The sequence below is a fragment of the Paenibacillus sp. V4I5 genome, from assembly GCF_030817255.1.
Classification (GTDB): Bacteria; Bacillota; Bacilli; order Paenibacillales; family NBRC-103111; genus Paenibacillus_E.
This window is the reverse complement of the sequence record NZ_JAUSZB010000002.1, coordinates 5790308-5803297: the sequence shown is the minus strand read 5'-3', so window position 1 is coordinate 5803297 and position 12990 is coordinate 5790308. Positions and strand designations below refer to the sequence as shown.

General features: G+C 43.4%; 12 protein-coding genes and 1 riboswitch. Of the genes, 3 read left to right on the top strand and 9 right to left on the bottom strand.

The features are described 5' to 3' along the window. Positions 1-330: 330 nt before the first annotated feature. Complete coding sequence (locus QFZ78_RS28520; protein WP_307552556.1) at positions 331-906, bottom strand: MepB family protein; 576 nt, start codon at positions 904-906, stop codon at positions 331-333. A gap of 45 nt (positions 907-951) precedes the next feature. After that, complete coding sequence (locus tag QFZ78_RS28515) at positions 952-1545, bottom strand: TetR/AcrR family transcriptional regulator (RefSeq protein ID WP_307552555.1); 594 nt, start codon at positions 1543-1545, stop codon at positions 952-954. 133 nt (positions 1546-1678) lie between these two features. Between QFZ78_RS28515 and QFZ78_RS28510 the strand changes: the two genes are divergently transcribed. The 3 genes from QFZ78_RS28510 to QFZ78_RS28500 all read left to right on the top strand — a co-directional run bounded on the left by QFZ78_RS28510 (position 1679) and on the right by QFZ78_RS28500 (position 5766). Further along, positions 1679-2905: an MFS transporter gene (locus QFZ78_RS28510; RefSeq protein ID WP_307552553.1), complete on the top strand. Its 1227-nt coding sequence runs from the start codon at positions 1679-1681 to the stop codon at positions 2903-2905. A gap of 115 nt (positions 2906-3020) precedes the next feature. Beyond that, the gene (locus QFZ78_RS28505) at positions 3021-4169 is read left to right on the top strand and encodes a sensor histidine kinase (protein ID WP_307552551.1); all 1149 of its coding nucleotides are present in this window, start codon (positions 3021-3023) and stop codon (positions 4167-4169) included. Positions 4170-4293: 124 nt separating this feature from the next. After that, positions 4294-5766: a S8 family serine peptidase gene (locus QFZ78_RS28500; RefSeq protein WP_307552549.1), complete on the top strand. Its 1473-nt coding sequence runs from the start codon at positions 4294-4296 to the stop codon at positions 5764-5766. A gap of 83 nt (positions 5767-5849) precedes the next feature. Here the strand turns inward: QFZ78_RS28500 and QFZ78_RS28495 are convergent, their stop codons facing one another. The 7 genes from QFZ78_RS28495 to QFZ78_RS28465 all read right to left on the bottom strand — a co-directional run bounded on the left by QFZ78_RS28495 (position 5850) and on the right by QFZ78_RS28465 (position 12617). Further along, complete coding sequence (locus QFZ78_RS28495; RefSeq protein ID WP_307552546.1) at positions 5850-7070, bottom strand: ABC transporter permease; 1221 nt, start codon at positions 7068-7070, stop codon at positions 5850-5852. A gap of 14 nt (positions 7071-7084) precedes the next feature. Next, complete coding sequence (locus QFZ78_RS28490) at positions 7085-7798, bottom strand: ABC transporter ATP-binding protein (protein ID WP_307552545.1); 714 nt, start codon at positions 7796-7798, stop codon at positions 7085-7087. A 548-nt stretch (positions 7799-8346) separates the two neighbouring features. Continuing rightward, positions 8347-8616: an MGH1-like glycoside hydrolase domain-containing protein gene (locus tag QFZ78_RS38650; protein WP_373461145.1), complete on the bottom strand. Its 270-nt coding sequence runs from the start codon at positions 8614-8616 to the stop codon at positions 8347-8349. Between the two features lie 998 nt (positions 8617-9614). Continuing rightward, positions 9615-10331: a DUF4386 domain-containing protein gene (locus QFZ78_RS28480; RefSeq protein ID WP_307552541.1), complete on the bottom strand. Its 717-nt coding sequence runs from the start codon at positions 10329-10331 to the stop codon at positions 9615-9617. A gap of 12 nt (positions 10332-10343) precedes the next feature. Then, positions 10344-10559, bottom strand: a complete 216-nt coding sequence (locus tag QFZ78_RS28475) for a helix-turn-helix transcriptional regulator (protein ID WP_307552539.1) — start codon at positions 10557-10559, stop codon at positions 10344-10346. Between the two features lies 1 nt (position 10560). Then, complete coding sequence (locus QFZ78_RS28470; RefSeq protein WP_307552536.1) at positions 10561-11007, bottom strand: hypothetical protein; 447 nt, start codon at positions 11005-11007, stop codon at positions 10561-10563. A 218-nt stretch (positions 11008-11225) separates the two neighbouring features. Then, entirely contained in the window at positions 11226-12617 is a 1392-nt protein-coding gene (locus QFZ78_RS28465) for an amino acid permease (RefSeq protein ID WP_307555938.1), read from the bottom strand. A 164-nt stretch (positions 12618-12781) separates the two neighbouring features. Further along, a riboswitch (Lysine riboswitch) is annotated at positions 12782-12970 on the bottom strand. Positions 12971-12990 lie beyond the last annotated feature (20 nt).

The window sequence follows — 12990 nt, the reverse complement described above, 5'->3', positions numbered from 1 at the left end:
GAAACGAAATGGTATGGATGAGTAGCTATAATCATGTCTATATATAGAATGTTGGTAGAATGCACATTACGTATTTAGAAGATTGCGAATATACATATGCAGGAGTCAGATTTGATGGAGGATCATTTGTGGCTGCGAGCGATGGGGTTGGTGTGGTTGGGGACTTGAGACCAGTTGAAGCTGGATCAACCCTAAACCGTATGACTCGATAGAGGATATCAGGAATGGAGTAAGAAATTAGGAAGAAAAAACGACTACCGTTAACGCAATAGGGTTGCCAACATCTCAGCGGCAACCTCGTGATTTATTCTTTTGAAGTATTATTCTTCGTTATGATTTGAAACCGTAAAGCATTCGAGCACGGTCACAGTCTATTGGTTCATTTATAGGTATATCTAGGAAATAGTCCAACTGCCATTTCTGAGTTTTTTGAGCCTGACGGCTTGTAGTCTTGTCCCACGGTGGGTAAACTCGTATAGCCCGTTTACCGCCTTCACCTTGATTTGATACTATATCTTGATTGAATAGAACATGCTTTGGAAATACGAATTGGCCAAAGTTATTCCCATTGTGGGTACTAATTACGAAAATATCGACTGGATCTGATACGTCATAAGATTGGATCGACCCATCCCCAATTCTATGCCATAGAGTTACAAACTGCCCTACCTTTGTAGGAGTGATTTTAGCGACACGAAATCTAATGAAGAGAGAATTTAAATGAAATAAATAGGCCCCATATTCAGCATTTTGAGCTTCTACAAGTGGTTGAGAGCAATCAAACCCGCACACGTTATAGACGATATTTTTGGTGGCAAGTAGGTCACTATGAATGATGTCTGAGGAAACCCAGGAGTTTTGATCATTAGGGCATGCTTCTGATAAATTGCTGCTTTTCTTATCCATCAATTCTAATCTCCTATGCACAACCTTATTTTATATAAAAGTCCTTCAGCGTAAACATACTCCTTTTAAATAAGAAGAGAAGCTCTCGATATTCATCCGAATATGCCGATTGTCACCTTCCAGCTTGCTCATCATAACTCCGCCTTCCATAACGGAAAGAGCGAAGGTAGCTAAAGCATCGATATCGAGGTTAGCTTTGAATTCACCGCTTTCAACACCTTGGGAAATAATCGCTTTCATGTTATGCAGCGTGCCCTCCAGTCCCTGCTGGGCTTTTTGGCGTAAGATTGGATGACCATCGTCACTTTCGGTAGCTATGTTAAGGAGGGGGCATCCTCCGATAAAAGGCGGTGCTTCAACCACGTTTTCGTATACATGTAAATAGGCTAGCAGCTTGCCAAAAGCTGTTTCTTGCTGATTGACGGCATCTTTAATTTTCCCTCCAACTACGCTGCCTGCATAGCTATAAGCTTCAAGAGCAATTTCATCCTTACTGGCAAAATGACGGTAGATGCCGCCTTTCTTAATGCCGGTTAGCTCTGTAATATCCGACATGGATGAACTTGCATACCCTTTCTGGTTAAAAAGCTCAGCGGACTTAGCGATAATATGCTTACGGGTGTTTTCTCCTTTTTTCATGTTAATTCCCCCCTATGCGCGTGAAATAATAATTTCATTATACCAAATGGCATTGATCTATTGAAAAGGAAAGCCCTTATGTTATAATAAAGATACCGATCGGTATCTTTATTGTGTAGGGGAGGAGTATTCAGTGGGTACGACATGGTTCAAGGAATCCAAGTATGCGTGGATAGGATTGGGCTCGCTTTGGATAATCGGTTTTATTGGCGCATTGACGCGGTTCATCATGGCTTATTTTCAAGTTCAAATATCGGAAGATTTAGGGATCAGCCGGGGATTCATTTCTATGGCATGGTCTACGAACTTATTGATTGCAGCCTTATGTGCCCCCCTGGGAGGATGGCTTGTGGATCGTTATGGCCCGAGGAAGATTATGCTGGTCAGCGCAGTCATAGGTATTTTAGGAACTGGCACCGTTGTACTAGGTCATCACGCCATCGTCTTCTTTATCGGATACGGGGTTATCTCTGGCTTCGTCGGTCTTGGAACGAGCACAACCTATATGTTGGTGTTTGAATGGTTTCAGCATCATCGGGCCAAAGCTACAGCGCTGTTAGCCAGTGCTTCCTCTGTAGGGTTAGCGGTTAGTACGCCGATTTTCGTTTCATCGAGCTGGTTGACATGGAAGGACGCCTTCCTAGCCTCATTTGTCCTAGGTATTATCGTGACTTTGCCAGTCATTTGGTTTGGTATTAAAGGGACTGGCCCGAAGGGTAACAAAGCAAAGAAAGTGGAAGATCAGGAAAGTACGAAAGCTATCAGCAAAGGAATATCCGCACATCTGCCTATCTTCATTGTGGTCGCCTGCGCATTGTTCACCTGCGGCTTCAATATGGGGACTGTGGAAATGAATTTGGTCGCCATCCATCAGCTGGCTAGTGTGTCGCCGAGCATGATCGCATTATCCATGAGTGTACTTGGCATTCTGGAAATTACAGGGTCACTTATGTTCGGCTATTTTTTGGACCGGGTCAATAAGTTGGTTATGATGACCATCTTGTATGGCATACGCATTATGGGGTTTGCTTTCCTCTTTATGCATGTGGGATGGTCGCCTGTCCTTTTTGCCATAGCCTTCGGTATTACATATCTGAGCGCGATTCCTGGGGGATTGCTCATCGTCAATGAATTTGCAAATGGAAAAGGCAAACAAACTGGCTTCCTACTTCTTTTTCATCAAGGGGGAGGCATTCTTGGTGCATTGATCGGAGGAGTTTCTTTCGATTACTTTAGCAATTATCAGGTACTCATCGGTGTTGATGTCTTCATCTGCATGCTCGTGACACTCGGTTATTTCTTCCTATATACAACTCGGAAACGAAGCTTTCGACTTCAAAATATGAAAGCCTCTGCCTAAAGTAATACGGCGGAGGCTTTTGCCTTGAATAACTAAAATAAAACAAAGGAACAGGAACTATTGTCAATTTCGTCGAACCCCTAATAGAGAATATCCTCTATAGGGAGCAAATGAGATGAATGATGAGAAGCACCTGATCATACTAAAAAAATACAAAAATCAGATTATTGCAAAGTGGATTCGCGAGTTCATTCATATTTATCCTGAATATGACAAAAATGTTCTGAAGAAAGACGCGGATGTCTTCTATAAATTCATGTCAGACCTTCATATTCCCGCGGCAGAGCATTCTCTCTTCCAAGCGATCCCTGAGTCCCAAAAAGTGTTTTTGATGAGAAATGTTTCTATTAGTCATGTTGTGCATAGCAGTCAAATTTGGATTGACGCTATTTTATGGTTTATTCAAGAAAACCCTAGAGGAATAACGATTCCCATGAGTCTGACTAGGAAAATCATTGCTCGGGTCAGCTTATATGAAAGACATTTTCTCCATCAATACAGTACCATTACGAAAGAGCTACTGTCGGGTCAAGCACAGACGATCACCGAGCTGCATGAAGCCCGCCTGACGATTATCGGAAAGATGGCGGCAAGCATGGCGCATGAAATCAGAAATCCACTGACAGCCATACTTGGTTTTTTAAAAATCTTGCGCAACCAAATATCGAATCAAAATTACCAAAGAATCAACTCCTATCTGGATACGATTGAAAGTGAACTTCTAAGCATTCAAATGCAGATCTCAGGATTCCTCAGTTTTTCAAAAAAGGATACCATCGAGGAAGGTTTTGATGAGGTATCTTCTAGATCTATCATCGACAACGTCCTGGCATTGATTTCTCCTAGATTGGTGAACGATAATATTGAATTAATTTTCCAGGAATCAGAAGACATAAAGCTCAAGGTTCAAAAAATAGCCATTCAACAGGTTCTTTCAAATATTCTAAACAATAGCTTGGACGCTTTGTCAGAAAAGGAAGGCGAGAAAGGTTTAATGATCGCATCCAGGCTGGAGGAAGATGAATTTGTAATTATCATTTCCAACAACGGACCTGAAATCCCCCCTGAGATAAAAGACTCACTATTCATTCCTTTTGTGACCAACAAAAAAGAGGGTACCGGTCTTGGACTAGCCATATGCAAGCAAATTATGACCAAAAATAATGGAGACGTCACGTTTGATTCCAGTCCGAATGAAACGTCATTTCGATTAAGTTTCAAACAAAGCGTGAATAAGCTCCATCTGCAAAATGCCATTAATTGACCATTCGTCAAAAAAAGAACGGAATCGACATTACAATTGGTTCGACCAACCCATGTCATTTATGTATTCTGTCACTTACAATTTATTAGAACTGCAATTTTTCTTAAATTGAAGGAGGGCAATTATGAAGCGTAAGTGGACAACCCTGGTGGTAACTAGTATTTTGGCTGTCTCTACAGTAATGGGTGGCGGCATATCTGCAATGGCAGCATCGAAGAACAGCACAGGTGGAACAACATCCAAAACATATGTAATTGCATTCTCGAACCAGCTTCCGACTGGTTATGCAGCAATGATTCAAGCGGCAGGCGGGCAAGTTGTTCGGGCCATTCCTGAGATTGGAGGATTGGAGGTGCGTTCGTCCAGCACCGAATTTATGACAAAGCTGCAATCATTCAAGGATATTGCTGCTGCCAACGTTCAGATGGTACATAAGCTAAGCGATGGTACAGTAGATCCCTCTGCAGCTGACGGTCAGCCAGTGACAGATATTCCCCAGCCGGAAGAAACGAGCAGCTACTGGGATTATCAGTGGGACATTAAGAAAGTGACGAATAACGGAGCTTCGTTTGCGATTGAAACCGGCGGCACAGGCGGCACGCATAAGGCCGTTGTAGGCGTTATTGACAGCGGTATTGATGCTAATCATCCCGACTTAAAAGCTAACTTCCTCGGTGGCATGAACTTTGTACCCGCAGGAACAGATACCAGTGAAACCGGTGATCCTAACGATCTACTGGACCGCGATGGACATGGAACGCATGTGGCAGGATCAATTGCCGGGAACGGCAAAGTCAAAGGGGTCGGCCCGAATCTTGGCATCCGCTCCTACCGCGTATTTCCTGGCGGACAAGGTGCGCCTACGGCCTGGATTGTAGCTGCTATCATTCAAGCGGCTAACGATAAGGTTGACGTCATTAACATGTCGATCGGCGGATTTGACTCCCAAAAGTATTATGTAGATGGAACCAAATATTCGGATGTTGCTGACATCCTGCTTTGGAAACGTGCCATTCAATATGCTGTCAACCATAACGTAACGGTGGTAACGGCAGCTGGTAATGAAGGTCTTAACCTACGCGATAACAAAGCGATGATCGACTATCTAAACGCTACTTACGGTTCCCCTGACGTTGTATTTAAAGGGAAAACAACAGAAATACCTGGTCAAATTAATGGTGTCATCAATGTTTCATCCTCGAACAAGTGGTCGACGAACAATGTCGCATTTTATTCTAATTATGGGTTAAATCAAATCGATGTAGCTGCACCAGGCGGCGATAATGGGCCCGTATATGCTGAAACTCTGGATTTGAACCAACGGGATTTCCACTATCGCGCACTAAGCACATGGCCGACCTATTTGCCTTCGTACTTCACTTCTAACCTCCATAGCTACGCGCTGCTCCACGGTACATCCATGGCAGCTCCGAAAGTGGCTGGTATTGCAGGCGTAATTAAAGCGGCTCATCCGGAGTTGAACCCTGCCCAAGTAGCAGCATTAATTGAAAAAACAGCAAACGATTACGGCCCAACCGGCAATGATGCTTTTTACGGCGCAGGTGAAGCGAATGTATACAATGCTCTAGTCAGATAAGTTCATGATCAAGAGCCCAGTGCCGTTTTTGGCACTGGGCTTTTTGATCTCATACCTACCTTAAAGTAAAGTAATTCCCCTACTCAATACCAACTTGTAAATACAGAAGAGGTCCCATAAGCTAACGGAATTGCGGCTCCGATCATCAGTACTGGTCCCCACCAGGTGAAGAAAGAGATCCCCATACATAGGCTGATTAAGATCAGCGCCGGCAGTACAAGAATTGGAATTGCAGATTGGAGAGCTTGATGTTTCGTTGTATCCTGAATAGGAAAAAGAGTCAGGAACGGATCTTTCAATTCATCTTTACAGAATGATTTTCTCCAAAATACCAGTAGGCATGCAGCAAGGACCCAGATCGTAATTTTAAGGACTCCCGGCAAAATAAACATAGCTCCACTGATCACAACGACGAACTGTATCGTTTGCTTCCACTGTGTACCATTTCTAAAAAAGGATTTCGTTAATAAATCAGCGATTCCGTTGTTAGCACCTTTCCCCTTGAACAAGCGCTGCGATTTCCCGAATAAAAGGGGGTACTTCCGTGTCGGTTTTCTTTTCCGCTCGAGAACACGAATTAACATCAGAGAGACAATTCGCATCCGTGCATCTCTTTCTCTGGCGATATCAGCGAAGAAGGCCCCTTTTTCTTGCAGCCGTATTCTGCTTAAGAAAACAACCAGCACTAGTAAAAGAAGAATAGCCGCCCAACTATAGTAAGTGTTATGACTGACTCCCTTAACTAACACTTGATACAAGAAGAATAGACCTACAAAAACCACAATCCGCAGCAACCAAAGCACAAATCCATTTAAACGAAGTGTAAGCAATTGGCGAAGCAAGCCTAAGTTAATTTTCAGCAAATAGGTAAGCAGCCATAAGCAAATAACTTGTAACATGCTAAAGGAATACGTTTGAACTAATAGAGGAAGAAATACGAACATCAATATTAACGTAGTGATTCCCTGCAGTACAAGAGAGTATCTATAGCCGAGTAACATGAGATGCCGAAACCAATTTTGGTTCTGTCGGAGGAAAAGCTGGTCCCCCTCCTCAACAAAGTATCGAATGGTTCCGAGCCAAGAGAATACATAGAAGGCCGTGGCAATTATAGACATCGATATCCAACTAAACCAAGAAGGCTGAGTCGCCCACCATGAGTAATAATGGTAACCAGCCACAATCATCAGCGGAATGACAAAATAAATCGCAATGATCCAATCCACAGCCATTCGCAAAGCCCGATACTGGAAATGCCAATCCGAAAGCACTCTTCGTGTGAAAACCTGAAAGCTGCTCTTCAACCCATTAGCCCCCTTCATAATAAGGAATGGAAGCAGTCGAACAATGGCGCATCAGGCATGCCGCATTGCTTTTGAATATCCTGCAATGTTCCATTTGCTACCAATCTGCCACCTGAAAGAAGCACAAACGAACTGCAAATCCGTTCTGCTGTATCTAACACATGGGTACTCATCAGAATGCCTGCACCGCGCTTGCGTTCCTCATCCAACATCCCTAAGAAATCTTTAATCGCTTTCGGATCCAATCCAATGAAAGGCTCGTCTACAATATACACATCTGGTTTATTCAAAAAGCCGAGGATTAGCATAATTTTCTGCTGCATCCCTTTGGAAAATTTCCCGGGCAGTTGATGCTTTTCATCCAAAAGTCGGAACCGATGTAAGAGATCATCGGCACGCTCTAGGAAAACCGTTCGATCCAGATCGTAGACGGATGCAGCAAATTCCAAATGCTCCCACAAGGTCAACTCATCATACAGAATCGGATGTTCCGGAATGTAAGCGTAGCTTTTTCGTTCACCTTTAAAAGAGATTTCACCCTTGAAATCCTTCAATAAACCAAGGATACTCTTAATCGTCGTGCTCTTGCCAGCTCCATTTGGACCTAGCAGACCCACCAGTGCACCTTGCCCTACATCAAAATGAATCTGTTTTATTATATCTGGAACCTCATCATAACCAGCCTGATCGATATGTACTTCTAGTACAGCTAATCGTTCTTCTGACATTCTCGGTCACGATCCCTTCTACCCCCATCATATATCACGCATCTGCACATTTCCAATATCGTATCATGAAGTGGATGACGGAAAATGAATGACCAATATCTGCCAATGAATGGCTAATGATTGAACCCCGCAATGTACGATACTTGATGACCATACTCCCCCATAACATTCCTGCGAGAAAAACCAGTAAAAAGAAGATTAGAGGGTTCCTCCAAACAGGATTCACCAAAGTAAGTACCAAAACAAGAAGTACCGTGTATTCCCCAGTAAATTTCCAATCCTTTAACAATAACCCCAGTTGTGAAGATTCAATAGCTCATTATGAAGCAAAACTCCTCCGGTAATAATAGCGACTAAACAAACAACCCCAAGGCCGATCCCTGACAAAAAAGAAAGGCCCCTCACGGAGCCTCTCTGTTATAGATGATAGCAAGATAATAGGATAGATCGGTTTATACCGGTTGCGTCTTTTCAAATATGCCCGCCAAGTAATGCACCACTGTTTCGGATCATCTAGGGACGATTCATCGTTCCGGTGAACGGTACTGTTATGCGGGGCCGAACGCACAATTTCCGGCTGTGTGTACGCTTCTTTCGAGATATGCTCCAGCGCACATCATCCAGGAAAGTGTCCAACCGTGTATCGGCGGCTTGTTGCAGTTCCAGAGTTCATACTTATTATTGATGAAATCCGGAATCAAGCCGCTCTCATCCTGGCGGTCAAAGAATATCATGAATTGATCCCACGCCAGCTTCGGATCGAAGCGAACGAGCGCCATCGCATTGAAACAGTGATCCCAACTCCAAATATTCGTCATCCAGTTCTTCGACATATACATCGCCGGTCGAGTTAGGCACCCCTCTGCCGGAACGAGGCAGGACCATGTGATATAAGCCGCAAGTTCCCGACTTTCATGCCAGCGTTCTGGCAGATATAGGGTGCGATTCAGCCACTGGTTAAACTCTTCCTTCACTTGCTTCACAGCGTCATCGAAGGATTCCCAAGCAGCGCGCGGCTCCCATACGGTATGGAATTCCTCTACAGCAAACTCGGATATACCTGATTTGCGGTCAAGCAAGAAGTCTGCGATTACGTAGGAGCTTTTAATTTTGTCCCATGGCACTTCCATCCTCAAGTCGCCACCTAGCGCTGTCAGCATGAACCTGCATTCATGGGTGAAGCTATTCACTTCCCTGCTGCTGGAGGCTGCTTGATACGTGTAATCGTAAGCCGCCGTGCGGAAGGTTAAGCGAATGCCACAGCCTTTCGTGCGAATCCGAAATGTTCGGTGATCGGAAATACAAATCTCAGCCTTTAAGCCTCCTGTCGATTCAAGCCTAATCAACTCCGGACAAGCTATTGCCTGGAATGACACGGATTGACCGCTTTCATCCAGCATATCCATATGGAACGCCTCGCCAAATTTATCGTCGCCGCCACGAACGGTGCGCAGATACAGGCCTTGTTGTCTATCTTGGGCTTCAGGCAGAATCGAAATCGCTAGGAAGGATACTCTCCGGCTGAAAGGTACAACGTTTAGGTCAAAGTTCATGATTCATTCTCCTTTACGAAAGCAGTATGCGCTTTCATTGTACCGAATGGAGATCTGGGTAAGAACCGACAGTTGTTTGTGATGGGTAGGCAATTTGTTGCGTGTTTTGGGTTGCGAGGGGGTAAGGGAGAATTTTGTTCGGCGTGAATAGTCATATTGTTCGAAAATAAAAAACCTCCCATCGTGGGAGGTTGATTTTGTGAGTATCGCTTTAAGAAATATGACCATAATCTAATCGGTATCCCTCTTATTTTGGATAACTATTACCTCTGTTGAACCTTTATACCCTTAATCAGAAGCCAGAAAGCTAATGATAACTCTCCAATCACACCAGGTACGGCTACAATCAATAGGAATATTGTTTTATAGTCGGTGTAGTTAGGTAGAAGAAAATGTGCAGTACTATCTATTACATATCCAACAGATGCAATGATCAAGAAGATCCCAATTATTCTTGGTAGGTAGCCTCCTGATTTGACTATTAAATAACCAACCACCAACAAATGAAATCCGAAAAATACCAATCCAATAAGCCATCCATTGTTAAAGGCATCAATCAGTAACAACACCTGAGCGTGTAACTGTTCTTTTGTGAATACCGTTAAGTATTCAGCACCATTTAGAAGTGGTAGAACATTCAAAAAATTAGACAAGGCGATTCCAAAAATAGCGGTGTATACCAATCTAAAACACGCCGCGAGCATGGCAAGATTCTTATTAACGGGTTTGAGCAGAACATACAGTGCCCAAGCAACCAGCACATCAAGTATAAGCACGATGACAAAGCTGATAAATCCACTCCGAAATAACATTTCATTGGCTATGATGTTACTAGCGGTTGCTGCTGCATCACCCGGTACAATAAGACCCTCAAGAACAGAAAAATTAGAAAACATAGCAAGTACGGCCATAAGTAGAAGCCCTAACCCTGCGACTCTAGCATAATAAAGCGGTGAAGCTTCTGTATTACGGTTTATCATTGCTAACCCCTCCTAATTTTCCACAAAAGAGAACACTTCTTCCAACGTTAAGCCGAACACGCGAGCAATACGAAAAGCCAATTCCAGAGAAGGGGAGTAATTTCCTTTCTCGATGGCAACGATGGTCTGTCGTGTCACCCCCGCTTTATCTGCTAACTGTTGTTGGGTCATTTCATCATGGTTAAAGCGTAAGATCCGAATATTGTTGCTAATATGACCTTTGCCCATCTTAGACTCCTCTCCGATAAAGATACAGCTGTGTGATGACTCCAATCACCTCTGATAATAACCCTGAACTAATAAGTATGATGAACATAACATAGGGTGGTTGATCCATAACCAACGGTATCATCGCTAGAAGAAAACCAATGATAAAGACATAATGAGAATTTCTTGTGGATTTCAATTCAATTAATTGGTCCAGCTCATCCGTAATTCGAGGTTCTTTCTCATTCGTTGCTATGGTATTGACAATACTGAATACGATATGAATGATGATTTTTGCTAAAATCGACACTGGGATTAGGATTAAGATGAAGGCTCCCCAGAAGCTGAATGCATTTGATGTATGAAAGCTCCCTTCTTGGTACTTTTGAAACACATACATACTATAGATAGAAAAAATTAGTAAGGTAGAAATTAAAGATACGACGTTTCTCTTTTCTTGAAAGGACATATTCACCACTCCTTTTCTGTTAATATTTATAGAAAAAGTAAAGTATTATATACACAGTATATTATTCATTATACATTATGTCAAGTATTCTTTACATCAATGAGAGAGAGCTGTCCAAAAAGTAGTCGAAGATGTCCGAGAGATATACTGTGCGACAATTTGGGACAGTCCCTATGCAAAAAGAGCAAAGGCGCTTAAGCCTTTGCTCTTTTGTTCAATTAATCTTCTGTTGAATCCAAATTGCATTCTTCCAGTTTTAACACTTTTGTTTTGTATTTCCACTTGTAGCCCAGCCACAACACCAAGAAAAATGGAATTCCAACATAGGAAGCGAATAAGAATTTCCAGTCCACCTGACCTTCCGAAAATGCGCTAATGCTTTGGCCAATGATGACAATCATACACATTACCCCTGCCAAGATCGGCCCAAACGGGAACCACATGGAGCGGTATGGAAGATCAGCTACTTTGTGCCCTTGTGCAACGTAAGCTTTACGGAAACGGTAATGGCTAATTGCAATACCAAGCCATGCAATGAATCCAGACATACCTGATGCGTTCAATAGCCAAATGTACACTTGACCATCACCAAAGAAGGAGGCAAGGAAAGCAAGCATTCCGATTGCAGCTGTCGCGAGCAGGGCGTAAACTGGAATCCCGCTTTTATTTAATTTAGTGAATAATTTAGGTGCTTTACCTTCTTTCGCCAATACCCACAGCATGCGTGTAGAAGCGTACATCCCTGAGTTCCCTGCGGATAAAATCGAGCTAAGGATTACGGCATTCATTACAGAAGCTGCTATGCTTAAGCCTGCTTTTTCGAAAATAATCGTAAACGGACTCGCCGCTACGCTGTCGCTAGCCAATGTATCTGTGGAATACGGAATCAGCATGCCAACAACGAAAATAGCTAAGATATAAAACAATAGAATTCTCCAGAACACGCTGCGGATCGCGCGAGGAACGCTCTTCCGAGGATTCTCAGACTCCCCTGCTGCAATACCGACGAGTTCTGTTCCTTGGAAGGAGAAACCAGCAGCCATACAAACACCAAGAACTGCAAGCAAACCGCCCGAAATCGGCGCGTCACCTGCTGTAAAATTACTGAATCCAATCGCTTCTCCGCCCCAGATGCCGACGATCATTAGCAATCCGATACCGATAAACACAACAATTGTTACAATCTTTATCATAGCGAACCAATATTCCGACTCACCAAAGCTTTTAACAGACAATAAATTAAGACCAACCATCAATGCAAGAAATAATGCACTCCATAGGAACGAGGGGCTGTCAGGCAGCCAGAACTTAATAATTAACGTCGCCGCGGACAACTCTGCCGCGATTGTAATTGCCCAGTTATACCAATAATTCCACCCTAGTGCGAAGCCAAAGGATGGATCTACGAATTTCGTTGCATAGGTACTGAATGTTCCAGATACCGGCATAAATGTCGCCATTTCTCCTAAGCTTGTAACCAAAAAGTAAACCATAATTCCAATGATGAAGTATGCTAACAGCGCGCCGCCTGGTCCAGCCGTATGAATCGCCCCGCCGCTAGCTAGGAACAACCCTGTTCCAATCGATCCGCCGAGTGAAATCATCGTCATGTGGCGCGACTTCAAGCCTCTACGTAACTTGTTCTCTTTCAATTTCTATACGCTCCCTTTATCTTGTTTTCCGTTAGCTTTCTTTAAATAGAAGGCTACAAACGCAAAAAAGCCGCCTCTCTTCTTAAATAAGTTAGGCAGCTTCTACTCCCTCATTTATCCTGTTTCAAGATAGCACAACACACTGTTTTGGATTCAACAGTATGACAGTTCCGTTCCTTTCGGAAACGGCCCCAGCCGAGCGCGGTCAGTATACCGTGCGGCTTCGGCAATGTTGCCTTTTCATCGGAATTAACAGTCTTTACTGGACTTCCTCCGATGTACTCTTCAACATCGCGACCTCTACCTCATCTAGGTTGATGAGGGTTCATAT